Origin of the sequence: Salipiger pentaromativorans (assembly GCF_024721115.1) — a bacterium.
Classification (GTDB): domain Bacteria; phylum Pseudomonadota; class Alphaproteobacteria; order Rhodobacterales; family Rhodobacteraceae; genus Salipiger; species Salipiger pentaromativorans.
Genome location: NZ_JAMDHK010000007.1, coordinates 32,838 through 57,648, shown reverse-complemented (window position 1 = coordinate 57,648; position 24,811 = coordinate 32,838). Strand labels below are relative to the sequence as shown.

The 24,811-nt window shown below is 66.8% G+C and carries 21 protein-coding genes and 1 tRNA gene; 17 read left to right on the top strand and 5 right to left on the bottom strand.

Translation table 11 applies throughout. The features are described from left to right. Position 1 precedes the first annotated feature (1 nt). Complete coding sequence (locus M4578_RS12725) at positions 2 to 3,391, top strand: efflux RND transporter permease subunit (RefSeq protein WP_258093651.1); 3,390 nt, start codon at positions 2 to 4, stop codon at positions 3,389 to 3,391. Between the two features lie 24 nt (positions 3,392 to 3,415). On the opposite strand, the gene M4578_RS12720 is transcribed toward M4578_RS12725, so the two are convergent. After that, positions 3,416 to 4,372 carry an L-threonylcarbamoyladenylate synthase gene (locus M4578_RS12720; protein ID WP_258093650.1) on the bottom strand — a complete coding sequence of 319 codons (957 nt, stop codon included), beginning with the start codon at positions 4,370 to 4,372 and terminating at the stop codon, positions 3,416 to 3,418. Positions 4,373 to 4,495: 123 nt separating this feature from the next. Between M4578_RS12720 and M4578_RS12715 the strand changes: the two genes are divergently transcribed. The 4 genes from M4578_RS12715 (at position 4,496) to M4578_RS12700 (ending at position 8,140) form a co-directional block, all read left to right on the top strand. Next, positions 4,496 to 6,196, top strand: a complete 1,701-nt coding sequence (locus M4578_RS12715) for an acyl-CoA dehydrogenase (protein ID WP_258093649.1) — start codon at positions 4,496 to 4,498, stop codon at positions 6,194 to 6,196. Next, positions 6,196 to 7,224 carry an MBL fold metallo-hydrolase gene (locus tag M4578_RS12710; protein WP_258093648.1) on the top strand — a complete coding sequence of 343 codons (1,029 nt, stop codon included), beginning with the start codon at positions 6,196 to 6,198 and terminating at the stop codon, positions 7,222 to 7,224. Before M4578_RS12715 ends, M4578_RS12710 begins: the two co-directional genes overlap by 1 nt. 114 nt (positions 7,225 to 7,338) lie before the next feature. Then, positions 7,339 to 7,473 (top strand): aa3-type cytochrome c oxidase subunit IV, encoded by a 135-nt coding sequence (locus tag M4578_RS12705; RefSeq protein WP_258093647.1) that lies wholly within the window; start codon positions 7,339 to 7,341, stop codon positions 7,471 to 7,473. 34 nt (positions 7,474 to 7,507) lie between these two features. Continuing rightward, positions 7,508 to 8,140: a hypothetical protein gene (locus M4578_RS12700; RefSeq protein ID WP_258093646.1), complete on the top strand. Its 633-nt coding sequence runs from the start codon at positions 7,508 to 7,510 to the stop codon at positions 8,138 to 8,140. Here the strand turns inward: M4578_RS12700 and M4578_RS12695 are convergent. Next, positions 8,125 to 8,451: an AzlD domain-containing protein gene (locus M4578_RS12695; RefSeq protein ID WP_258093645.1), complete on the bottom strand. Its 327-nt coding sequence runs from the start codon at positions 8,449 to 8,451 to the stop codon at positions 8,125 to 8,127. The two genes, M4578_RS12700 and M4578_RS12695, sit on opposite strands and share 16 nt — an antisense overlap. Next, complete coding sequence (locus M4578_RS12690) at positions 8,448 to 9,152, bottom strand: AzlC family ABC transporter permease (RefSeq protein ID WP_258093644.1); 705 nt, start codon at positions 9,150 to 9,152, stop codon at positions 8,448 to 8,450. The genes M4578_RS12695 and M4578_RS12690 overlap by 4 nt, the downstream gene beginning before the upstream one ends. 100 nt (positions 9,153 to 9,252) lie before the next feature. Between M4578_RS12690 and mobA the strand changes: the two genes are divergently transcribed. Genes mobA through M4578_RS12675 form a run of 3 tightly spaced genes read left to right on the top strand, consistent with a single transcriptional unit; the run spans position 9,253 to position 11,185 of the window. Further along, positions 9,253 to 9,849, top strand: coding sequence for a molybdenum cofactor guanylyltransferase MobA (gene mobA / locus M4578_RS12685; protein WP_258093643.1), 597 nt, complete (start codon positions 9,253 to 9,255; stop codon positions 9,847 to 9,849). Further along, positions 9,846 to 10,331, top strand: coding sequence for a molybdopterin-guanine dinucleotide biosynthesis protein B (gene mobB / locus M4578_RS12680; protein WP_258093642.1), 486 nt, complete (start codon positions 9,846 to 9,848; stop codon positions 10,329 to 10,331). The genes mobA and mobB overlap by 4 nt, the downstream gene beginning before the upstream one ends. Continuing rightward, positions 10,331 to 11,185 (top strand): molybdopterin guanine dinucleotide synthesis, encoded by an 855-nt coding sequence (locus M4578_RS12675; RefSeq protein WP_258093641.1) that lies wholly within the window; start codon positions 10,331 to 10,333, stop codon positions 11,183 to 11,185. The genes mobB and M4578_RS12675 overlap by 1 nt, the downstream gene beginning before the upstream one ends. 9 nt (positions 11,186 to 11,194) lie before the next feature. On the opposite strand, the gene M4578_RS12670 is transcribed toward M4578_RS12675, so the two are convergent. Continuing rightward, a complete protein-coding gene (locus M4578_RS12670) occupies positions 11,195 to 12,202 on the bottom strand; it encodes a hypothetical protein (RefSeq protein WP_258093640.1) in 1,008 nt (335 codons plus the stop codon). A gap of 12 nt (positions 12,203 to 12,214) precedes the next feature. Continuing rightward, complete coding sequence (gene greA / locus M4578_RS12665; RefSeq protein ID WP_258093639.1) at positions 12,215 to 12,685, bottom strand: transcription elongation factor GreA; 471 nt, start codon at positions 12,683 to 12,685, stop codon at positions 12,215 to 12,217. A gap of 338 nt (positions 12,686 to 13,023) precedes the next feature. On the opposite strand from greA, the gene M4578_RS12660 reads away from it, so the two are divergent. From M4578_RS12660 to M4578_RS12620, 9 genes are all read left to right on the top strand, one after another. Next, positions 13,024 to 14,670 (top strand): electron transfer flavoprotein-ubiquinone oxidoreductase, encoded by a 1,647-nt coding sequence (locus M4578_RS12660; RefSeq protein ID WP_258093638.1) that lies wholly within the window; start codon positions 13,024 to 13,026, stop codon positions 14,668 to 14,670. 109 nt (positions 14,671 to 14,779) lie between these two features. Then, positions 14,780 to 14,869: transfer RNA gene (locus M4578_RS12655), tRNA-Ser, on the top strand. A 634-nt stretch (positions 14,870 to 15,503) separates the two neighbouring features. Further along, complete coding sequence (locus M4578_RS12650; RefSeq protein ID WP_258093637.1) at positions 15,504 to 16,082, top strand: MarR family winged helix-turn-helix transcriptional regulator; 579 nt, start codon at positions 15,504 to 15,506, stop codon at positions 16,080 to 16,082. Further along, positions 16,083 to 17,147, top strand: a complete 1,065-nt coding sequence (locus tag M4578_RS12645) for an HlyD family secretion protein (RefSeq protein ID WP_258093636.1) — start codon at positions 16,083 to 16,085, stop codon at positions 17,145 to 17,147. Further along, positions 17,144 to 19,879, top strand: a complete 2,736-nt coding sequence (gene rbbA, locus M4578_RS12640) for a ribosome-associated ATPase/putative transporter RbbA (RefSeq protein WP_258093635.1) — start codon at positions 17,144 to 17,146, stop codon at positions 19,877 to 19,879. The genes M4578_RS12645 and rbbA overlap by 4 nt, the downstream gene beginning before the upstream one ends. Before the next feature lies 1 nt (position 19,880). Next, the gene (locus tag M4578_RS12635) at positions 19,881 to 20,993 is read left to right on the top strand and encodes an ABC transporter permease (RefSeq protein WP_258093634.1); all 1,113 of its coding nucleotides are present in this window, start codon (positions 19,881 to 19,883) and stop codon (positions 20,991 to 20,993) included. 313 nt (positions 20,994 to 21,306) lie between these two features. After that, positions 21,307 to 22,362: an exonuclease/endonuclease/phosphatase family protein gene (locus M4578_RS12630; RefSeq protein ID WP_258093633.1), complete on the top strand. Its 1,056-nt coding sequence runs from the start codon at positions 21,307 to 21,309 to the stop codon at positions 22,360 to 22,362. 9 nt (positions 22,363 to 22,371) lie between these two features. Further along, complete coding sequence (locus tag M4578_RS12625; protein WP_258093632.1) at positions 22,372 to 23,493, top strand: hypothetical protein; 1,122 nt, start codon at positions 22,372 to 22,374, stop codon at positions 23,491 to 23,493. 2 nt (positions 23,494 to 23,495) lie between these two features. After that, entirely contained in the window at positions 23,496 to 24,809 is a 1,314-nt protein-coding gene (locus M4578_RS12620) for an HNH endonuclease (RefSeq protein ID WP_258093631.1), read from the top strand. Positions 24,810 to 24,811: the final 2 nt, after the last annotated feature.

Genomic DNA, 24,811 nt, shown 5'->3' with positions numbered 1-24,811 from the left:
CATGCGGCAGATCCCCGGCCAGGCCAGCGGCATTCTGAGCTACTTCACCCGCCACCCGACCGTCGCAAATCTGCTGCTGGTGCTGCTTCTGGCCTCGGGCCTGCTGGCGGTGCCGAACATGCGCGCGCAGTTTTTCCCCGATGTGGTCGATGACGACGTGACCGTCTCGGTCACCTGGGACGGCGCCGGGGCCGAGGATGTGGATTCCGGCATCGTGCAGGTTCTGGAACCGACGCTGCTGGCGGTCGAGGGGGTGGTGAATTCCGAAAGCCTCTCGCGCGAGGGGCGGGCCAGCATCGACCTGGAATTCGAGCCCGGCTACGACATGATGAAGGCCGTGGACGATGTGCAGGCCGCGGTGGATGCCATCACCACGCTGCCGGAAGAGGCGGACGACCCGTCGATCACCAGCGGCGGCTGGCGCGACCGGGTGACCGATGTGGTGATCACCGGTCCGGTCGCGGTGGGCCAGCTTGGCCGGTTTGCCGATGAATTTGTGGTCCGGCTCTTTGCCGAAGGGGTGACGCGCACGACGATCCGCGGGCTTGCGGCGCCGCAGGTCATCATCGAGGTGCCGTCGCAGAACCTGATTGCCTACGATGTCACCATGCAGGAAATCTCGCAGGCCATCGCCGGCGAGGTCGATGCGAATCCGGCGGGCGATGTGGCCGGCGCCAATGCGCGCGTCCGCACCGGGGTCGAGAAACGCAGCGCCGAGGACATCGCGGCCATCGTGCTGCGCTCGGAGCGGGACGGCACCAAGCTCACCGTGGGCGATGTGGCGGCGGTGCGGGTCGAGGGCATCGACCGCGCGCGCACCTATTTTGTGGGCGAGGATCCGGCGATCTCGATCCGGGTGGACCGCTCGGCCAAGGGTGACGCCATCGAGATCCAGCAGCAGGTTGAACAGGTGGCCCGCGAATTCCAGGCGGCGCTGCCCGAGGGCACGACCGTGGATCTGATCCGCACCCGGGCCGAGGCGATCACCGGGCGTCTGAACATCCTGATCGACAACGGCGCGACCGGGCTGGTTCTGGTGCTTGTGCTGCTGTTCCTGTTCCTCAACGCCCGCACTGCCATGTGGGTCGCGGCGGGCATCCCGACCTCGATGCTGGCGGCGCTGGCGCTGATGTACGCATCGGGGCTGACGATCAACATGATCTCGCTGTTTGCGCTCATCATCACCCTGGGCATCGTGGTGGACGACGCCATCGTGGTGGGCGAGCACGCCGACCACATGTCGCGCCACGGGCTGGGCCCGGTGGAGGCGGCCGAGACCGCCGCCAAACGCATGGCGCTTCCGGTGTTCTCCTCGACGCTGACCACGGTCATCGCGTTCTTCGGCCTGACGGTGATCGGGGGGCGGTTCGGGGACATGATCGGCGACATCCCCTTCACCGTCATCGCGGTGCTGCTGGCGTCGCTGGTGGAGTGTTTCCTGATCCTGCCGAACCACATGTCCCACGCGATCAAGGCCTCGGCCAAGGAACATTGGTACGATCTGCCCTCGCGGCTGGTGAACCGCGGGTTCCGCTGGATCCGCGAAAACCTGTTCCGCCCCTTCATGGGGCTGGTGATCCGGGCGCGCTACGCGGTTCTGGCGGCGGCGGTTCTGGCGCTGGCAAGCCAGGCGTCGCTGCTGATCCGGGGCGATGTGCAATGGCGGTTCTTCAACGCGCCCGAGCAGCCCTCGGTCACCGGCAATTTCGCCATGGCGCCCGGCGCCACGCGCCAGGACACCATCGAGCAGATGCGCATGCTGCAGGAGATGACCGAGCAGCTCGGCGCGGAATACGAAGAGCGTTACGGGCGCAACCCGCTCGATTACGTCATCGCCGAGATCGGCGGCAATGCCGGCCGGGGTCTGGCGGGCACCGACAGCAAGGATGCCGACCAGCTCGGCGGCATCTCCATCGAGCTGATCGACGCCGATCTGCGCCCCTATTCCAGCTTTGCCTTCGTGGGCGAGCTTCAGGAACGGGTCACGCGCCATCCGATGGTGGAAACCATCAGTTTCCGTGGCTGGCGCTCGGGGCCGGGGGGCGATGCGCTCGACGTGCAGTTCTACGGTGCCACCGCCGGCACGCTCAAGGGCGCGGCGGAGGATCTCAAGACCGCGATGCTGCGCTTCCCCGAGGTCTCGGCGGTCGAGGACAACCTGTCCTACGACAAGGAAGAGCTGGTGCTCGAGCTGACGCCGCAGGGCAAGGCGCTGGGATTCACCATCGACGCGCTGGGCACGGTGCTGCGCCACCGGCTGGGCGGGATCGAGGCGGCGACCTATCCCGACGGGCCGCGCAGCGCCGCGATCCGGGTGGAGTTGCCGGAAAGCGAGCTGACGGCGGATTTCCTCGAACGGATGCGGATGCGCACGCCGGAGGGCGCCTATGTGCCGCTGGCCGACATCGTCAGCGTGACGCGGCAGGACGGGTTTTCTACGGTGCGGCGCGAGAACGGGCTGCGGCTGATCTCGGTCACCGGCGACATTTCCGAGGACGACCCCGAACGCGCGACCGAGGTGATGCAGGCGCTTCAGGACGAGATCCTGCCGACCATCGCCGCCGAACGCCAGGTGGAGTGGCGGCTTTCGGGCCTGTCCGAACAGGAGCGCGACTTCATGGCGGATGCCCAGACCGGGCTGATCCTGGTGCTGCTGGGCATCTATCTGGTGCTGTCCTGGGTCTTTGCAAGCTGGACGCGGCCGCTGGTGGTGATGTCGATCATCCCCTTCGGGCTGGTGGGCGCGATCTACGGCCATGCCTTGTGGGAGGTGCCGCTGTCGATGTTCACGGTGGTGGGACTGTTGGGGATGACCGGGATCATCATCAACGATTCCATCGTGCTGGTGACCCAGATCGACGAATACGCTCCCGACCGGGGGATCTTTCAGGCGATCATCGACGGCGCGGCGGACCGTCTGCGCGCGGTGTTCCTGACCACCGCGACCACGGTGCTGGGTCTTGCGCCGCTGCTCTACGAGCGGTCGGCGGATGCGCAGTTCCTCAAGCCGACGGTGATCACGCTGGTCTACGGGCTGGGCTTCGGGATGCTGCTGGTGCTGCTGGTGGTGCCGGCGCTGATCGCGGTGCAGCATGACATTGCGCGCCGGGTCTCGGCGTTCCGCCGCGGGGTACGGTTCCGCCATGCGCGGGTGCGGGCGCTGATGCTGCTGAGCTTTGCAGCGGTGCTTGGCTGGCTGGGCGTGACGATGGGCTATGCGGCGGCCACGGGCAGCCTGCTGCCCGCGCTGGCGCTGCCGGTGCTGTCGGGGATGGCGCCTCTGTCCGCCGCTTTCGGCCTGTTCATCGCCGGGGTGGCGGCGGCTGTGCTGGCGATCTGGGCGGTGGCTTCGGTGGTCTATGCCGTGACCCGCCGCGCCGGCGCGGCCTGAGCCCGCCGCCATGCATGCGGGCGGTCAGTCGCGCGGCGCCGCCGCGCGGCTCAGCCGGTCGTTGATCGCCACGCCCAGCCCCACATGCGGAACAGGCATGACGGCGATCACCTCGGCGCCCGCGCTGTCGAGCCGGTGGAGATATTCGAAGAGATTCGCCGCCGCCTCGACCAGATCGCCCGCTGGAGACAGGTTGAGATCGCAGTCGCCCTCTCCCGGGCCAAAGCCCAGCCGGGCCTCGCCCTCGCGCCAGTCCGCCGCGTTCAGCCGGACCCGCGCCTTCGGCGCGTAATGCGAGGCAAGCTGCCCGGGCGCCGAGATCGCCTCGCGGTCCTTGCGCGCCATCACCGGGCGGCCCAGAACGTCCGACAGCGCCTCGGCGGTGACCCGTCCGGGGCGCAGCAGCGTCGGTTTTCCCGCGAGCCCGAGAATGGTCGATTCCAGCCCGACCTCGCAGCGCCCGCCATCCAGCACCGCCTCGATCCGCCCGTCGAGCGTGTCGAGCACATGGGCGGCGCGCGTCGGGCTGATCCGTCCCGAGCGGTTGGCAGAGGGCGCGGCCACCGGCCCGCCGAAGGCCCGCAGCAGGTTGCGGGCGACCGGGTTGGCGGGCAGCCGCACAGCCAGCGAGTCGAGCCCCGCCGTCACCAGTTTCGAGACCGGCGCGCCCTCGCGCAGCGGCAGCACCATGGTCAGCGGCCCGGGCCAGAAGGCCGCGGCGGCGGTTTCGGCCAGATCGGACCAGATCACCAGGGCCTTCACCGCGTCGAGATCGGCCAGGTGCACGATCAGCGGGTTGAAGGAGGGCCGTCCCTTGGCCTCGTAGATCCGCGCCACCGCGCGGTCGTTTCCGGCATCGCCGCCAAGCCCGTAGACCGTTTCGGTCGGGAAGGCGACAAGCCCGCCCTGCCGCAGAATCTCCGCCGCCCGGGCGATGCCCGGCGCGTCGGCTTCGAGACGCTGGGTTGCAATCTGTGTCATGGGCTCTCGTGACGCCGCGTTTCTGTTGGACACGGGCGCGGGGATCATTAGTCTCGCGACCCGAGATTGACGCTCTGACTAGCCGAGCGCCCCCCTGTTGCCAACAGTGATCGGACTTTGCCCATGCCCTATCGTGCCCCCGTTTCCGAATTCGGCTTTCTTCTGGACAAGGTCGTCGGCTTCTCTGCCGTGCAGGCGACCGAGCGCTTTGCCGAAGCCACCTCCGACACCGTGACGGCGGTACTGACCGAGGCGGGCAAGATGTGCGACGAGGTCATGGCGCCGGTGCAGCGCAACGGCGACCTGACCCCCGCCGTGCTGGAAAACGGCGTGGTGCGGGCCTCGCCCGGCTTTGCCGAGGCCTATCGGGCGATCGCCGAGGGCGGCTGGGTGGCGATCACCGCCGATCCCGAATACGGCGGCATGGGGCTGCCGCTGACGGTGGCGACGGCGGTCAACGAGATGATGGCGGGCGCCTGCATGGCGCTACAGCTCAACCCGCTGCTGACCCAGGGCCAGATCGAGGCGCTGGAGCATCACGCCGACGAGGAGATGAAGGCGCTTTACCTGCCCAAGCTCATCTCGGGCGAATGGTCGGGCACGATGAACCTGACCGAGTCGCAGGCGGGCTCGGATGTGGGCGCGCTCAGCTCCAAGGCGGTCGAGAACGGCGACGGCACCTATGCGGTCACCGGGCAAAAGATCTTCATCTCCTGGGGCGACGCCGATTTTGTCGAAAACGTCTGCCACCTGGTGCTGGCGCGGCTGCCCGACGCGCCGGCGGGCACCAAGGGGATCAGCCTGTTCATGGTGCCCAAGTACATCCCCGACGCGGATGGCAACCCCGGCGTGGCCAACAGCCTCAAGGTGGTGAGCCTCGAACACAAGATGGGCCTGCATGGCTCGCCGACCTGCGTGATGTCCTTCGAGGGCGCCACCGGCTGGATCGTCGGCGAACCGGGCGGCGGCATGAAAGCCATGTTCACCATGATGAACAACGCCCGGCTGGGGGTCGGCGGTGAAGGCGTGGGCGTGGCCGAGGGCGCCTATCAGCACGCGCTGGCCTATGCCAACGAGCGCAAGCAGGGCAAAAGCCCCTATGACACGATCATCGGCCACGCGGATGTGCGCCGCATGCTGGCAACGATGAAGGCGGACATCTTCACCGCCCGCGCCATCGCGCTCGATTGCGCCATCGCCATCGACATGGCGCGCGCCACCGGCGAGGCCGAGTGGGAGGCCCGCGCGGCCTTCCTCACCCCCATCGCCAAGGCTTTTGGCACCGATGTCGGCTGCGAGGTCTCGTCCACCGGCGTGCAGGTGCATGGCGGCATGGGCTTTGTCGAAGAGACCGGCGCCGCGCAATATTACCGCGATGTGCGGGTGACGGCGATTTATGAGGGCACCAACGGCATCCAGGCGATGGATATGGTGGGCCGCAAGCTGATGGACGGGGGCGAGGCCGCCGGGCGGCTGCTCGACGAGATCGAGGCCGATGCCGAGGCGGCCAAGGCGGCGCTGCCCGAGCTGGCCGAGGCGGTGTGGCAGGCGGCGGAAACGCTGCGCGAAACCACCGAATGGCTGGTGGCCCAGCCGATGGCGGAGCGCTTCGGCACCGCGGTGCCCTATCTGCGGGCCTTTGCCCGGGTGCTGGGCGGGCATTACCACCTGCGTGCGGCGCTGGCCGACAAGGACGGCCCGCATGGCCGGTTCGCGCAGTTCTACATCACCCGGATCCTGCCGGAGCATGCCGGCCTTCTGGCGCATGTGCGCGCCGGCGAGGCGGCCCTGATGGCCCTCAGCCCCGACGATCTCGCGGCCTGATGACTGTCGGCATCCGCTATCCGTTCGACACCCCGCCCGCCGAGGGCGGGGCCATCGAGCTGGCCGAGGGCGTGCTCTGGCTGCGCCTGCCGCTGCCGATGGCGCTGGATCACGTCAATGTCTACGCGCTGGACGACGGCGACGGCTGGACGGTGGTCGACACCGGGTTTTCCACAGGCAAGACCCGCGCCATCTGGGAGGCGCTGCTGGCAGGGCCGCTGAAGGGCAAACCGGTTCGCCGGGTGCTGGTGACCCATCATCATCCCGATCACATGGGGCTGGCCGGCTGGTTCCAGGAGCGCGGTGCCGAACTGGTCACCACCCGCACCGCCTGGCTGTTCTCGCGGATGCTTCTGCTTGACGCGCAGGAGCGCCCGACCGAGGCGCAGCTCACCTATTGGCGGCATTGCGGTATGGCGCCCGAGATTTTCGAGGAGCGGGCCAAGGAGCGCCCCTTCAACTTTGCCGATTGCGTCTGGCCGATGCCGCTGGGCTTCACCCGCATCCGGCAGGACGACACGATCCGCATCGGCGGACGTGTCTGGGACGTGCATATCGGCAATGGCCACGCGCCGGAACATGCCACGCTCTGGTCGCGCGACGACAATCTGGTGCTTTCGGGGGATCAGATCCTGTCCACCATCAGCTCGAATATCGGCGTCTATGCCACCGAGCCCGAGGCCGACCCGGTGGGCGACTGGCTGGAGGCCTGCGAGCGGCTGGCCGGGCTGGCGCGCCCGGATCATCTGGTGCTGGGCGGGCACAAGCTGCCTTTCACCGGGCTGCCCTTCCGGATGGCGCAGCTCATCGAGAATCACCATTCGGCACTCGACCGTCTGCACGCGCATCTGGCCGAGCCGAAGGCGGCGGGCGATTGTTTTGTGCCGCTCTTCCGGCGCCGCATCGAGGGCGGGCAATACGGGCTCGCGCTGGTCGAGGCGATGGCCCATTGCCTGCATCTCTGGCACGAGGGCCGTGCGACCCGTGTTCTGCGGGCGGATGGCGCCTGGCTCTGGCAGGCGGTCTGAGGGCGCGCGGGAAAAGATACCCGAAGCCTGCGTCTTTTGGGCTGGTGACAGCGCTGCGGAAATCGGCTAACCAAAATGCCGACAACACGTATTCCACAGGGACGGACTTTGGACATGGCTGAGTACAAGCACGGCAGCATGGATATTACCGAGCAGGAAAAGACCTTTCACGGGTTCATCAAGTTCACGATCCGCATGGTTGTCGCAATCATCGTGATTGTGCTGCTGATGGCGATGTGGAACGCCTGATATCGCAGAAATCCCCGATCGGGAGCTTTGACAGATGTTGTTTCGAGCCGCGGTACTGACCGGCCTGGCGGCGCTTGCGCTTGCCGGCTGCACCACACCCAGCGCCAAGACCCCCAACGCCACCCCGGAAGAGATCGCCGCGGTGACCTACCGGCACGATGGCCCGCCGGCGATCACGCTCTATACGATGATCAACAACCGCAACGATGCGGGGGCGCATTCCAGCATGATGATCAACGCGCCGTCGCAGCGCGTGGTCTTCGACCCGGCGGGGTCCGTGCGGGCGAAATACCTCGTCGAATCCGACGATGTGCTTTACGGCATCACCCCCCGGATCGAGCAGTTCTACGAGCGCGCGCACGCCCGCAAGACCTATCGGGTGCGCATCCAGCGCATCGAGGTGTCGCCGGAAGTGGCCGAGCAGGCGCTGCGGACGGTTCAGGGCTATGGCGCGGTGTCCTCGGCGCAATGCACGGTGGCGACCTCTGGGGTGCTGTCGAGCCTGCCGGGCTTCGAATCGATCCACCAGACCTGGTTCCCGGTCAAACTCGCCGATCAGCTCGCCGGGATGCCCGGTGTGAGCGAACGGGTGCTGCGGGAAGAGGACAACGATGACAAGGCGGTTGCCATCGCGGCGTTCGAGACCGCCAATCAGCCCAGCCAGTAACCGCCGCCGGCGAGCACGAGCCCGCCAAGCAGCATCGCCACGATGACATTGCGCAGGAAATAGCTCGCCGCCAGCGTGACCGTTGCGGCGGCGAGCCGCACCGGGTCGGTCTCGCCATCGGTGGCACTGGGCCACACCACGAGCGGGATCACCAGCGCCGGCAGCACCGCCACGGCGGTATAGCGCAGATGCCGCATGAGCCATGCGGGCATCGGACGGTCGCCGACCAGCCCCAGGAAGACGAAGCGCAGGGCAAAGCTGCCCAGCCCGAGCGCAACGATCACGATCCACAAATCACCCCGGTCGATCATGCGGCACCCACCCGGCGCTCGACCTCGGCGCCTGCGGCCATGCCCAGCCCGGCCGAGATCAGCAGGCCCAGATTGTAGGGCAGGAAGGCAAAGGTCAGCGCCGCGACCGAGGCGACCAGTGCCGCCGTCATATGCGCGCCGGTGCGCAGCGCCGGGCCGATCATGGCGATAAAGGCGATGGGCATGGCGAAATCCAGCCCCCATTCCGGCGGAATGGTCGCGCCGACCAGCGCCCCGACCACGGTGAAGACGTACCAGAAGGGGCAGATCGGCGTCAGCGTCCCGACGAAATAGGCGAATTTCTCGGCGCGCGAGAGCTGCGGTTCCTTCTCGTATTTGATGACCGCCAGGGCATAGGTCTGATCGACAAGGAAATAGGCGGCAACGCCGCGCTGCCAGAGCGGCAGATGGCCCAGATGCGGGGTCAGCGACGCCGAGTACATGGCCATCCGCAGATTGACCGCCAGCGACGAGGCCAGCACCACGAGGATCGGCGCGTGGTCCTGGAGGAGTTGCAGCGCGGTGAACTGCGCCGCGCCGGCGATCACGACGACGGAAAAGGCCAGCGCCTCTGCGGGATTGAGCCCGGCCTCGGTAGCCAGCACCCCGAAAAGCATGGCAAAAGGTACGATGACAAGCAGAAAGGGGGCGCCGTCGCGGACGCCGGTCCAATAGCTTGACTTCACGCCTTGGGCGGTCATGACTTCATCTCCGAAGAAGGGTTCGGAACAGCCGTATCCAAGCGCGGGGAAAGATGCAATTGCCGCAGGAACGTCTTCGCGCGCATCGGGAGCGGTCGGGGTGAAGCAGCCATTCGGAGTGATCCTTGCGGGCGGGCTGGCCACGCGGATGGGCGGCGGCGACAAGGCGCTGCTGACGCTTGGCGGGCAGACGCTGCTGTCGCGCGTTGCCGAGCGGCTGGAGCCGCAGGTGGCGGCGCTGGCGCTCAATGCCAATGGTGATCCGGGGCGGTTCTCGACCGCGGGGCTGCCCGTGCTGCCGGATTCCGTGCCCGGCCATCCCGGCCCGCTGGCGGGGATTCTCGCGGGGCTCGACTGGGCGGCGGAGCAGGGCGGCGATACGGTGGTGAGCGTGGCGTGCGACACGCCGTTCTTTCCCTGCGATCTGGTGCCGCAGCTTCTGCTGGCGGCCGAGGGGATGCCGGCGCCGCTGGCGCTGGCCGCAAGCGGTGGGCGGACCCATCCGGTCTTTGGGCTCTGGCCGGTGGCGCTGCGCGATGCGCTGCGCGCCGCGCTGCTGCGGGGCGAGCGCCGCGTCCGGGGCTTCGCCGAGGCGCATGGCGGACGGCTGGCCGCGTTTCCCGTCGGCGAGCTGGATCCGTTCTTCAACATCAACAGCCCCGCGGATCTGGCGGCGGCAGAGACGGTGCTGGCATGAAGGTTTACGGTGTCACCGGCTGGAAGAACGCCGGAAAGACCACGATGGTCGAACGGCTGGTGCGTGAGTTCCGCGCGCGAGGGCTGCGGGTCAGCACGCTGAAACACTCGCATCACGGCTTCGACATCGACCACGAGGGTAAGGACAGTTTCCGACATCGCGCCGCCGGCGCGGGCGAGGTGATCGTGGCTTCGGGCCGCCGCGTGGCGCAGATCACCGAGCTGGAGGAGGCGCTGCCGCTCGAGGCGCTGCTTGCGCGGCTTGGGCCCTGCGACATGGTGTTGATCGAGGGCTGGAAGCGCGACAGCCACCCCAAGATCGAGGTGCATCGCGGGGAAAAGGGCGGCGGGCTGATTGCCGAGGAGGATCCGACGATCCGCGCTGTCGCAAGCGATGTCGCGCTGGACATCGACCGCCCGGTTATGGATCTGAACGACATTCCGGCCATCGCCGATTTCATTCTGGCCGATCCTGCCCGCTGATGCGCTTCGACCGGGTCCTGATGGTCGATTGGTCGGGGGGCAACGACACCGGGCCGCGCCCGCGCAAGGATGCGATCTGGCTGGGCGAGAGCGTCGGCCGTACCGATCTTCCGCCGCTTTACCTGCGCAACCGCGCGCTTGCCGAGGCGGAGCTTGCGGCGCGCTGCACGGCGGCGCTCGGGGCCGGGGAGCGGCTGATGATCGGCTTCGATTTCCCCTTTGGCTATCCGCGCGGTTTCGCCCGGGCGCTGAGCGGGCGGGACGACCCGTTCGCCTTGTGGGATTGGCTGGCCGGACGGCTGGAGGACAGCCCGCAGCGCAACAATCGCTTTCGTCTCGCCGGAGAGATCAACCGGCGGTTTCCCGGCATCGGCCCGTTCTGGTTCAACGGCACCCGCGAGGAAATCGACGGCCTGCCGCGCAAGGATGTGCGCGCCGGGCACGGTCTGCCCGAGCGGCGCGCGGCCGAGATTCGGGCGAAGGGCAGTTTCACCTGCTGGCAGATGGGCGGCGCGGGCGCCGTCGGCGGGCAGGTCATGACCGGTCTGCCAGTGCTGCACCGGCTGCGTGCCCGCTTTGCCGGGCAGCTCGCCGTCTGGCCTTTCGAGCCGCTCGGCACGCCGCTGGTCGTGGTCGAGATCTGGCCCTCCTTGTTGCGCAATGCGGTGGCGCGCGCGGTGGTACGGGGCGGGATCAAGGATGCCCATCAGGTGCGGCTGACTGCCCGCGCATTGGCGCGGCTGGCGCCGGACCGTCTTGCCGAGATGCTGGATGTGACAGCGCCCGAGGAGGGCTGGATTCTGGGTCTGGGGTTCGAGGCGGCGCTGGAGGCCGCCGCCGGGGAGCCGGAGTAACGGCCCGGATCAGTCAAAGGTTCCGGCGACGCGGCCCAGCAGCATGAAGGCGCGGGACGAGCGGGTGTTGGCCAGCTCGGTCAGCTCGGTATCGCTGGCCTCGGGGGCGAAGCGCGCAACGCCCTTGTCGAAGAGGCGCAGGAAGTGATGCGCGGCATCGCGAAAGATCGGGTCCTGCTTCATGCGGCCCGCGGTCAGCGCCAGCGACGAGCGGTCGCGCACCCCGCCAAGCGCCGCGATGGAGCGGCCCCGGGCGCCGTCGGCAAAGGCGCGCCAGACCTCGGGGCGCGCCATGTCGGGGCGCAGATCGTCCATATAGATGCCATCCTGCGACAGCAGCGTCAGCACGTCCTGCGCCGCCTGGATAAGCTGCGCCGCCTGCCGGTCCTTCAGCGCCCGGCGCAGCGCCGCGAATCCCGCCTCGTCCTCGGCGGTCTCGGGGAAGTTCAGGGCGCGGATGAAATCGGCATTGGCCAGCGGCGGTTGCAGCGCCTCTGCCGGCGTGCCCAGGGACAGGACGGGCTGGTCGTCGCCCGGCTCGGGTGCGGGGGCCGCCACGGGCGGCTGCGCGGCCGCGGCGGCCGCGCGCGTCGAGGTGAACATCGCCAGCGTGGTTTCGGTCTTGCGCTGCGCCGCCGCGATTTCGTCGAGCTTTTTGGAGATCGAGCCGTTCGCAGAGTCGCCGCGCCCGGACTGCGCCTGTGTCAGATAGGCGTTGCGGATCGCGTCGATGGCGGTCTGCAACCGGGCGCTTTCCTCGCGCATGGTCTTGCTCGCCTTGGCGGCGGTCGCGGCCACCCAGATCAGCGCCACCGGCAGAAACACCACCATGAGGGTCAGCACAAAGCGCAGCCCGTCGGTGCCCTCGCCGCCCCACATCAGGAAAAACGCCCCGGACAGCACAAGCCAGCCGACGCTCAGCGCGGCCGCCGCGATTTCGATCCCGGTCATGCCGGCCTTTTGCGGTCTGTCGTAGAGGCCGAGCGGGGTGGGGCGGCTGTCGTTGCTGTCGGCCATCTGGCGCGGACCTTATTTGTAAGCGATGCTGAGAATCTCGTAGCTCTTTTCGCCGCCCGGCGTGCGGACTTCAACGCTGTCGCCTTCATCCTTGCCGATCAGCGCGCGGGCGATGGGCGATTTGATGTTGAGCAGGCCCTTTTCGATATTGGCCTCGTGCTCGCCAACGATCTGCCAGGTTTTCTCTTCGTCGGTATCTTCGTCGACAACGGTCACCGTGGCGCCGAATTTCACCGCGCCGGAGAGCTTCGTCGGGTCGATCACCTCGGCCAGACCGACGATGGCCTCGAGCTCCTTGATCCGGCCTTCGATGAAGCCCTGCTTTTCGCGGGCCGAGTGATATTCGGCATTTTCCTTGAGGTCGCCCAGCTCGCGCGCCTCGGCAATCGCCTGGATGATGGCGGGCCGCTCTGCGCTCTTGAGCGTCTTCAATTCGGTTTCGAGCGCGGTGAAACCCGCGCGGGTCATGAGGATCTTTTCCAAGGAGAGGGCTCCTGAACGTACGCTTCGTGCATTCGAGTCTGAGTATGCCACATAACGTGTCTCCCCTCCCCCTCGTCAAGTGGAGACACCCTTGGCAGGCGGCGCTTTGCAGGGCTGATGCGGCAGGTTCCCGCGATGTTCCGCAAAAAGACGGGAAAATCATGCGATGGAGGCCAGCCTTCACGCAACCGCCGTGCCAGCATGGAGCGCCTGTGTTTTAAATGCGGAAGATGACGCAGACGGCGCTTTTGATGCCGTGTTTTGATTGACCTTTGCTGCACTGCCGCGCTACCTCGGTACGAAACTTTATTTCGTGAAACGCCAGCGGAGGAGTCGGCATGGCCGAGATCGAACGCGAGTCGATGGAATATGATGTTGTGATCGTGGGGGCTGGCCCGGCCGGGCTGTCCGCTGCGATCCGTCTGAAGCAGCTTGACGCCGATCTGAACGTGGTGGTGCTCGAGAAGGGCTCGGAAGTGGGGGCGCATATCCTCTCCGGCGCCGTGCTCGATCCCTGCGGTCTGAACGCGCTGATCCCCGACTGGAAGGAAAAGGGCGCCCCCATCAAGGTGCCGGTGACCGAGGACAAGTTCTATCTGCTGGGTGAAGCCGGCAAGATGAGCATCCCGCACTGGCCGATGCCGCCCTTCATGTCGAACCACGGCAATTACATCGTCTCGATGGGCAATGTCTGCCGCTGGATGGCCGAGCAGGCCGAGGCGATGGGTGTCGAGATCTTCCCCGGCATGGCCTGCTCCGAGCTGGTCTATGGCGAGAACGGCGAGGTCAAGGGCGTGGTCGCGGGCGAGTTCGGCAAGGAAGCCGACGGCACCCCCGGCCCCGGCTACGAGCCCGGCATGGAGCTGCACGGCAAATATGTCTTCCTGTCGGAAGGCGTGCGCGGCTCGCTCGCCAAGGAGGTGATCGCGAAATACGATCTCTCCGCCGGAAAATGCCCGCAGAAATTCGGCATCGGCATGAAGGAAATCTGGGAGATCGACCCCGCCAAGCACCGCGAGGGCAAGGTCGAGCACACCATGGGCTGGCCGCTGGGCAAGAACGCTGGCGGTGGCGCCTTCATCTACCATATCGAGAACAACCAGGTCTATGTCGGCTTCGTGGTTCACCTGAACTACAAGAACCCGCATCTCTACCCCTATATGGAGTTCCAGCGCTTCAAGCATCATCCGCATGTGGCGGCGCTGCTCGAAGGCGGCAAGCGCGTGGCCTATGGCGCGCGGGCGATCTCCGAGGGCGGCTACCAGTCGATGCCCAAGATGGTGGCGCCGGGCGTGGCGCTGCTGGGCTGTTCGGTGGGCATGGTCAACGTGCCGCGCATCAAGGGCAACCACAATGCCATGCTCTCGGGCAAGGCGGCGGCCGAGGCAGCCTATGAGGCGATCCAGGCGGGCCGTGCCTCCGACGAGCTTTCGGCCTATGAGACCGAGGTGCGCGAAGGCGCCATCGGCAAGGATCTGTGGAAGGTGCGCAACGTCAAGCCGCTCTGGTCGAAATACGGCCTGATGGGCTCGCTGAGCCTGGGCGGGTTCGACATGTGGACCAACCAGCTCGGGTTTTCGCTGTTCGGGACGGTCAAGCACGGCAAGTCCGATGCCGAGATGACCGAGCCCGCCGACAAGCATACGCCGATCGACTACCCCAAGCCCGATGGCAAGATCAGCTTCGACCGGCTGACCAACGTGTCCTTCTCGTTTACCAACCACGAGGAAAGCCAGCCGGCGCATCTGAAGCTCAAGGACGCCTCGGTGCCGGTGTCGGTGAACCTGGCGAAATTCGCGGGTCCGTCGCAGCGTTATTGCCCGGCGGGGGTGTATGAGTTCGTGGAAAAGGAAAACGGTCCGGAATTCGTGATCAACTTCCAGAACTGCGTGCATTGCAAGACCTGCGACATCAAGGATCCGTCCCAGAACATCAACTGGACGGTGCCGCAGGGTGGCGACGGTCCGAACTACCCGAACATGTAAGCGCCGGTTTCTCGGTACACTGCTGCAAAGCCCCGGCCTGCCCGGGGCTTTGTTTTATGGATGGATTGGCCCTTGCAACCGGTTATGCAGTTCCGCTAAACGGGTCGGCGGAGAGGTGGCCGAGTGGTCGAAGGCGCACGCCTGGAAAGTGTGTAGGCGGGGAACCGTCTCGAGGGTTCGAATCCCTTCCTCTCCGCCATTTCCTCCCCGTTGGAGGAAATCTTCCCTAAGAGATTGAATGATACTGTGGCTTTCGCGGCTCGAAAGCTGCGGTTCCGCGCGTAGGGTATTGGCATCGCGACCGTGAGCGTCAGGGCGGCCTGCTGGGCGCCGGCGTGTCCTGTCTTCCCAAGTTTCCAAGGATTTGCCAGAAATCCCGTCGCGGTTCGACAATGTCCGTCGAAGTCGTTGGGCTTCGGCTACGATGGCGCGATGTCCTGTGCTGCATCGCTGCAAGCATGCGTCTGGGGCCGAGGCATCCGACGCGCCTCGGTCACCGCAAATGGGCACTGGCACAGGAAGACCTTGGCTGTCTTGTCTGCGGCGCACAGAGCCGAAGCGGAAGGCAGAGCGCGAAACTCTGAGAAAGAGTCGCCGCTGCGCCATTGTTCCGAGCGACAATTGCGCCACCTCTTTCGCGAGCGGCCGGCTATGATGTCTGAATTCGTTGCGACGCACCGAGGGCTTTGGCCGGTGAACGGCTCTTCCTCGTTCGTCTGCTTCCTCGCCGTTGAGCAGACGCTGCACCAGACTGAGAGATCTCACGGGCCACCGGTGCTTTTGAGCATCGAAACTGCCTTTACCGCGAAGTATCTTTTTCATTAAGATAAAGTATGTGCGACAAACCAGACAGATACGGCGTCGTGCGCCGGGTGGGCGAGGCGCTGCTGCGCTTCATGCAGCAGATCGAGGCGGTGTATGAGCACAGCGCGCAATCGAGCGAAATACACTCGACCGACTTCCGGGCGATTTGCCTGATGGGCGAGCATAACGCCCCGATGAGCCCGACCGAGATCGGCCATGCGCTCGGGCTGACATCGGGGGCTGTCTCTGCGCTGCTTCTGAGGTTGGAAGCCGCCGGCCTGATCTCCCGCGAGCCGAACCCGAAGGACCGGCGAGGCGTGCTGATCTCGCTCGACGAGCGGGCTGCCGCGCAGGCGCTGCGGGACTATACCGAGCTGCGCGTGCATTACACGCAGATCACGGATGAATTCAGCGCGGAAGAGCTCGAGGTGGTGGCCCGTTATCTGGAGAATATCCGGCGCGTGACCACAGAGCACCTGGCTTTTTCGGAAGCGGATCGTGCCACAAGACCGCAGGCATGGAGCAAAGACCGTCCTGTATCACCGCAAAAAGACCGGAGGCACGCGGGGCGGAGGGGCATCCGCACGCGGCCAGACATGGGGATGTGAATGAAACTGCAACCGAAATGGCTGGCGCTGGCAGCCGCAATCGTCGCCGTGGCGGGCTGGACGGCTTTTGGGCGCCTGTCGCCGAACGGGCTGCCCGAGGGCATCGTCAGCGCCAACGGGCGGCTCGAAGCCGTGGACATCGACATCGCGGCCAAGACCGGCGGGCGGCTTGAGGATGTCCTGGTGTCCGAGGGCGATTTCGTCACCGCGGGCGACGTTCTGGCGCAGATGGACACCACCGAGCTTGCCGCGCTGCGCGCCGAGGCCGCGGCGCAGCTGCGCCGGGCGGAGATTTCCGTCGGCACGGCGCAAAGCCTCGTGGCGCAGCGGCAGGCGGAATTCGAGGCCGCCGAGGCGAATGTCGCCTTGCAGCAGGCCGATCTGGATGCCGCCGCCACGCGTCTGGAGCGCTCCGAGCAACTCGCGCAGAACAGCACCGTCTCGCAGCAGACGCTGGACGACGACCGTGCCGCCGAACGCCGTGCGCAGGCGGCGCTGGCCTCGGCAACGGCGTCGCAGGCGGCGGCGAAGGTGGCCATCGGTTCCGCCGAGGCGATGATCGTCGATGCGCAGGCTTCGGTCGAGGCGGCGCGGGCCTCGGTAACCCGGATCGAGGCGCAGATCGCCGATGCCACGCTGACCGCCCCGCGCGACGGGCGGGTGCAGTATCGTCTGGCCGAACCGGGCGAGGTGCTGGGCTCTGGCGGACGGGTGATCAACATGATCGACGTGTCCAGCGTCTACATGAGCTTTTTCCTGCCCACCGAAGAGGCGGGTCGCGTCGGCATCGGCACCGAGGTCCGGCTGGTCATGGATGCCGCGCCGGAGATCGCCATTCCGGCCAGCGTCTCCTTCGTGTCGGATGTGGCGCAGTTCACCCCGCGCACCGTGGAAACCGAGCAGGAACGGCTCAAGCTGACCTTCCGGGTCCGCGCCCGGATCGACCCGGAGCTGTTGCAGCGCTATATCAAACAGGTGAAGACCGGGCTGCCGGGCATGGCCTATGTGCGGCTCGATCCCGAGGCCGCGTGGCCGGAGTTCCTCCAGCAGACGCTCATCGAATGACCTCCCCGTCCGTTGTCGCAGAAATCCGCGATGTGAGCCTTGCCTACCGCAAGGTGCGGGCGCTCGACGCGGTGTCCACGGATATTCCCGCAGGCCGCATGGTCGGGCTGATCGGGCCGGACGGGGTGGGCAAGTCCAGCCTTCTGGCGCTGGTCTCGGGCGCGCGGAAAATGCAGGAGGGCACGCTCAGCGTTCTGGGCGGCGACATGCGCTCTGCCCGCCATCGCCAGCAGGTCTGCCCGCGCATCGCCTATATGCCGCAGGGTCTGGGGAAAAACCTCTACGAGACGCTGTCGGTCTTCGAGAACGTGGATTTCTTCGGGCGGCTCTTCAACCAGGACCGCGCCGAGCGTGAGACCCGCATTGCCGATCTGCTGCGCGCCACCGGGCTGGAGGCGTTTCGCGACCGCCCGGCGGGCAAGCTCTCGGGCGGGATGAAGCAGAAGCTGGGGCTCTGCTGCGCGCTGATCCACGACCCCGACCTGCTGATCCTCGACGAGCCCACCACCGGCGTCGACCCGCTGTCGCGGCGGCAGTTCTGGGACCTGATCGACCGCATCCGCGCCGGGCGCCCCGGCATGAGCGTGCTGGTGGCGACCGCCTATATGGAAGAGGCGGCACGCTTCGACTGGCTGATCGCGATGAATGCGGGGCGGGTGCTCGACACCGGCGCGCCCGAGGATCTGATGGCGCGCACCGGCACCGAGACGCTCGACGCCGCCTTCATCGCGCTTCTGCCCGAGGACGAGCGCGCGGCACACAAGGAGGTGGTGATCCCGCCGATCCGCGAAGAGGACGGCGATTACGCCATCGAGGCCGGGGGGCTGACCAAGCGTTTTGGCGATTTCACCGCCGTGGACCGGGTGAGCTTCCGTATCCCCCGGGGCGAGATCTTTGGCTTTCTGGGCTCCAACGGCTGCGGCAAGACCACGACGATGAAGATGCTCACCGGGCTTCTCGACGCGACCGAGGGCACCGCGAAGCTCTTTGGCAAGGAGGTCGATCCGCAGGACATCGCCGTGCGCAGGCGCGTGGGCTATATGAGTCAGGCGTTTTCGCTGTATGGCGAGCTGACCGTGGCGCAGAACCTCGACCTGCATGCGCGGCTGTTCAAGATCCCGCCCGACGACATTCCGGGCCGCATCGGCGAGATGGTCGCCCGCTTCGATCTGGGCGAGGTGCTGAATTCCCGTCCCGACGCGCTGCCGCTGGGGCTGCGTCAGCGGCTGTCTCTGGCGGTGGCGATGATCCACGCGCCCGACATCCTGATCCTCGACGAACCGACCTCCGGCGTCGATCCGGTGGCGCGCGATGCGTTCTGGCAGAGCCTCGCGGACCTGTCGCGCAACGACGGGGTGACGATCTTTGTCTCGACCCATTTCATGAACGAGGCGATGATGTGCGACCGCATCTCGCTGATGCATGCGGGCCGGGTGCTGGTCTCGGACCGCCCGGCGCAGATCGTCGCGGACTCCGGCGCCGAGACGCTGGAAGAGGCGTTTATCGCACATCTGGAAGAGGCCACCGGCGAAACCGTCACCGAAGAGGCGCCCGAGGCCGCCCCGGGCGCCCCGGCGCCGCATGAGCCCGCCTCGGGTCCCGCGACCTTCGGGCTGCGCCGGATGCTCAGCTATGCGATGCGCGAGGCGATGGAGCTGCGCCGCGATCCGATCCGCGCGGCGCTGGCGGTCTTCGGCTCCCTGCTGCTGATGCTGGTGATCGGCTACGGCATCAACATGGATGTCGAGGATCTGCGCTTTGCCGTGCTCGACTACGACCAGTCCACGGTCAGCCGCGATTACATCGACCAGATTTCCGGCTCGCGCTATTTCATCGAAGAGGCCCCGATCACCAGTTCCGAGGACATGGACAGGCGCATGCGCGCGGGGCTGCTCGATCTCGCGCTGGAGATCCCGCCCGATTTCGGGCGCGACCTGTTGCGGGGCCGCGATGTGGAAATCGGCGGCTGGATCGACGGGTCGAACCCGACGCGGGCGGAAACCGCGATGGGCTATGTGCAGGGCATGCATCAAAGCTGGCTGATGTCCGGCATGCGCGAAGCCTATGGCCCTGCGGCGGTGGCGGGCGATTTCGGGCTCGAACTGCGCTACCGCTACAATCCCGACATCAAGAGCCTCGTCGCCATGGTGCCGGCGGTGATCCCGATCCTGCTGCTGCTCATTCCCGCCATGCTCTCTGCCCTCTCGGTGGTGCGCGAACGCGAGCTGGGCTCGATCACCAATTTCTATGTCACCCCGGTGACCCGGCTGGAATTCCTGCTCGGCAAGCAGCTGCCCTATACGGTGCTGGCCGCGGTCAACCTGATCCTGCTCACGCTGCTGGCGATCTTTCTCTTCCGGGTGCCGTTTACCGGCGATCTGACGGTCTTCCTGCTGGCGGGCGTGCTCTACGTGTCGGCGGCGACCGCCATGGGGCTGGTGATCTCGGCTTTCGTGAAAAGCCAGCTCGCGGCGGTGTTTGCCACCGCGCTCGGGACGATCCTGCCCGCCATCCAGTTTTCCGGCATGGTGACGCCCGTCTCGTCGATGGAAGGGGTCAGCGCGCTGATTTCCCGCGCCTATCCCACCACCCATTTCATGACCATCTCGCGCGGCGCCTTCTCCAAGGGGCTGGGATTTTCCGAGCTGTCCCCGGCGCTCTGGCCGCTGGCGCTGTCGATCCCGGTGCTGATCGGCCTCGGCGCGCTCCTGATGCGCAAACAGGAGACGTGAGATGGATCTGGGCAATGTCTTTCATCTCGGAATCAAGGAACTGCGCGGGCTGGCGCGCGATCCGATCATGATGTTCCTGATCCTGTTCTCCTTCACCCTTCAGATCACCTCGTCGGCGAACTCCGCCAGCGAGACGCTGAACCACGCCCCCATCGCCATCGTGGACGAGGATCAGTCGCCGCTCAGCCTGCGCATCGAGCAGGCGTTTCAGCCGCCGTTTTTCACCGAGCCCCGGCGCATCGGCTGGAACGAGATGGACCGGCGCATGGATGAGGGGCTCGACACCTTCGCGCTGGATATTCCGCCGGATTTCCAGGCCGATCTGCTGGCGGGCAAGCGCCCGGAGATCCAGCTCAATGTCGATGCCACCCAGATGGCCCAGGCGTTTTCCGGCGCGGGCTATGTGCAGAGCATCGTGTCCGAGGAGGTGTCCGAATTTCTCGACGGCTATCGCGCCGATCCGCGCCCGCCCGCCGATCTGCAACTGCGCGCAAGGTTCAACCCCGAGCTCAACGGCGGCTGGTTCCAGGCGGTCATGGGCATCGCCAACAGCGTCACCCTGCTGGCGCTGATCCTTGCGGGGGCGGCGCTGATCCGCGAGCGCGAACACGGCACGATCGAGCATCTTCTGGTGATGCCGGTCACGCCGCTGGAGATCATGATCAGCAAGCTCTGGTCGATGTCGCTCGTGGTGATCCTGGGCACGCTCTTCGCGCTGGTGGTGATGTGCAACATGGTGCTGGGCATTCCGCTTCAGGGCTCTCTGGCGCTCTTCATGCTGGGGACCGCGCTGCATCTCTTCGCCACCGCCTCGCTGGGGATCTTTCTGGCGACCTTCGCGCGCTCCATGCCGCAATTCGGCATCATGATGATCCTCGTGCTGCTGCCCCTTCAGGTGCTTTCCGGCGCCCAGACCCCGCGCGAGTCGATGCCGGAGCTGGTGCAGAACATCATGCTGATCGCGCCCAACACCCATTACGTGATCCTGTCGCAATCGGTGCTGTTCCGTGGCGCTGGTCTGGATGTGGTCTGGCCGCAGATGCTCTGGCTCACCGGGATCGCGGCGGTGTTCTTCGTCGTGTCGCTGCGGTCGTTTCGGGGGTTTCTGAGCTAGGGCCAGACCCTCGGGCGAAGACGCAGATGGCGCGGCTGCGGCCCTGTGTTCCAAACCCCCTCGGAACGCCTCGCGCCGATGCTCTGCGCGTTTCGAGCACCGGGGACCGGGACAGGTGGCCGCCTTTCCGACTGCCCCCGATCAGGGGGCGTGCGCTTCGGCGTTGTGCCTACATGGAATACGGCGGTTTCTGCGGCGGTGACATCCGCATGGCCCGCTTCTGGGCGCGGAACGGGCCGTTTGCTGAGATTAACGTTGCGTCAATTCCGCGCATACCCTTAAGCTCGCTGTCAGGGATGGGAGGCGACGCCGCATGAGCAGCCTGACGATCATGAGCTGGAATATCCAGACCTTGGGAACCAGCAAGCTGAACAAGCGGCCCGGAGGCGCCGAGCTGCTTCGGCTCATTGCCAAGGTCGTGCACAACAGCAAATGCCAGATCGCTGCCTTCTGCGAGATGCGCTCGCAGCTTGGCGGATACATCGGTACGGAAGTGGCCAAGCACTTGCACGCCCTCAACGGGACGACCTGGGCGCATGAGGCGACGGACCCGAAAATCCAGCTCGGCACCGGCAAGGAACAATATCTGTTCATGTGGAACACGGCGCTTGTCGATAAATCGACCGCCCACGCCGCCGCGTTCCAGCTCGACTTCCAGGATCCCGCCACGGGCAAGCTGATCGGCTTTCCGCGGCAGAAGAAATCCGACCGGCCGCCGTTTCTGGGCCGGTTCAAGGTCTCGCCGCCTGGCGGGACCGCGCGGGAAATCCGTATCGCGGTGTTTCACGCGCCGGGGCCGGGGTATCAGAACGGCGTGGCGCGCGCTGCTCAGGGCATGGCGGCGGTGACGGAGTTCCGCGAAGAGGGCTATCAATGTCTTCTGGTCGGAGATTTCAACGTCAAGGTCTCGACGGTTGCGGTCCCGGCGCCGGGCACCCAGACCCGGGGCAGCAAGGCGTTCGGCCCTCTGGTGGCACGGATGGCGCCGCCGCCGGGTGCGGGGCCGGCGGCCAATGCCTTTGTGCAATTGCTGGACAATAACCAGGAAACCAGCCTGACGACCTATCAGCAGGCCTTTCCCGGCATGCTCCGCGGCGATTGCCGCAGCGCCCCTTACGATCAGGTCTTTCACCGCGAGGTCGGGGCCGCTGCCGGCGCCGGCATCGAATACGGGATCGAGGACCTGATCGAGGATGCGCTGCCGGTGCCGGCGGGCACCAACACCCTCGCGGCCGAGCTTCTGGCGCTGCGGCACAAGCAGCCGGCCCTGTCGCATCTCGCGCATTACACGAGCGTGGAAGAGGCCTTTGTCGATTTCCGGCGGCTTGTGAGCGACCACCTGCCGGTGGTCGTCGAGATCCCGCTTTAGGCGCCGGGGATGCGGCCACTCGCCCTGACCCTGCCGGTTGCCGACGGCACCGACGTCCTGCAGGGCGGCGTCTATGACGCCCAGACCGAACTGATGCGGGCCCGGGCCAGCAGTACGGAGGAGGATGGTGGCCAGGAGCGCCCGGGCAAACGGTCGCGGACGACGGTGCAGCAGGTCGCCGAGCGCTACCGGGTCTTTCTGGCGGACAATCCCGCGCCCGAAGGCCGGTTTGCCGAAAACCGCCTGGAGCGTCATGCATCGCGGCAGGTCGAGGCCATCGGGACCGGATTTCGCCATGCGCTACGCGATCTGGTCGCGCTGACCGGCCCCTATTGCGCCTATTGCGATACGCCCGAACGCGCCGCCCTGGCCGCCGAGCCGATGCTGCCGGTGAAATGGTTCCCGGATCAGGCCTTCGACCCGGCGACGATCCTGCCGATCTGCCCGGCCTGCCTGGCGGCGCGCGGCGCACAGCCGCGTCTCGATCAGGGCGTTGCGGCGGCAGTGCTCGACCCCGGCCAGTATCTCTGGCCCAACCGCTTCGGCGCCGACAACCGGGCGGGGGGCGACCTGCCGTTCCGGGTGCAACTCGTCGACCATGGCGCCTTTGGCTGGAGCAAGCGACCGCTCACCTATCAGGAGATCGAGGACCTGCAAGACGCCTTCCTCGACGGGCGGGTGTGGTCCACCACCGAAGAGGACCCCTCCGGGCCGGGCCGTCCCTTCGCGGTCAACCGCAAGCGCGAGCGGGTCTATGTTTCCTCCGTTCTCGTGGCGCACCCGAACCACCCGCTGGCGCCGGCCGCGCAACGGTTCATCGAGCTTTTCCGTCTGAACGGGTTCCAGCTGCCCTATGGGTCCGCGGTCTTCGACCGGCGGGTACAATCCCGCACCTTCTGCCATCTTCGGGCGCGGTCCTGGCGGAAGCGTCTGAACAAGGCGGTGGCGGACAGCGCCGGTGGCCGGGCGGCGCCGGAGGTGCAGGCCCTGCTTGGCCGGATCGCCGATGTCGCCGCGTCAGAGGGGCACTGGGCCGTCTGGGTGACGGTCTTTGCCGGTATTCCGGGCTTTCAGCAAGCGCTTGCGGCGAAGATGCCCGGCACGTTGTCCAGAGAATGGAGGATCGCCTGACCATGCGTCCCATCGACGGCTTCTTCCAGATCCGCAGCCGGCGCACTGAGGATTACCGGCACCGGCTGCTGGCCGCCTTCGGGCCCTATTGCGCCTATTGCGAAAGCCCGCTGGGCAGCCATGTGCCGATGGCTTACCGTTGCTCGGACGACCGCAAATATGTCGAGCTGGTCGTCGGCGCGCAGCCCGATCCGCTGCGGATCACGCAGGGGGTGATCATCCCGCAAAGCCATGGCTGGGACAATGTCGCGCTGGCCTGCGACGCCTGCCGGCGCGCGAAGGGCGAGACGCCGGGGACGCAGGAGGGGCTCGACTGGCTCGCCCGGTACAACCCGACGCGCTATGCCAATATCCGCCGGGGCATTTCGCGCCGGTCCTTTGCCAATGACGGCGACGGCGAGGACGTGCTGCGCGCCGCCCTCGCAAGCTGGGTCTGGCCCGAGGCGCATTACGACACCGACGGGTTTCTGCGCATCGCCGGCGATCCGACATGGCATATGTTCAAATTCGTCCGCGAGCCGCGCAGCCAGGTGGATCTTGCCAACAGGTCGCTTGTCCGGCTGACACAGCGGGAACAAGCGGCGCCGGCGGCCCAGGATCAGGTCGATGGGGTCTGGATCGAGCCGAACACGGAATGGCTCGACATCGTGACCGAGGAACAGGCGCCTGGGCTGTTCAGCGACGGCATCTCGCTGGCGAGTGGACGCACCCGTGCGCGCGAGCGCGTGGAGCGCACGATTCTGGGCTGGAATCTCAACCGGCGCGAGCTCTTGCGCCCGGATGTGACCGACCGTCGGGTTCAGGCCCGGACCGACGCCCATGATCTCGCCACCGCCTATCTCCAGCGTTTGGCCACGGTCGTGGCGGACCTGCTCGGCCCGGGGCAGAGCGGCGGGCTCTGGGTTTCTGGCGAGGCGCTCGAACGCGAAAAGAGCAGGATCCGCGACTCGCTTCTGGCGTCGGGCTGCTGGACGGTCTGGGCCAAGACCTTTCACGCGCCGCTGTTCTCTTCTGCGGTGCCGGGTGTCTGGAACCGGCTGGCCCCGGAGGCGCGCTGGCTGCTGTTTCACGAACTGTTCATCGAATTCGAGATCGACCGCGCCTTCGAGGCGCCGGCGGACGATATGCTGGTCGATGACGAGTTCGCGGAGGCGCCCCATGACAGGCTGGCCTTTGCCGGAGCCTCCGACAGGCGGGACGACGATCCGCTCTTTCCCGAGGCGCTGGCGCCGGAAGACGACGATGACGTGATCTCGCAATCGCTGCTGCCCGGGACCGATCCCGAGCGGCTGCCCAACGCGGCAGAGGTGAGATGACG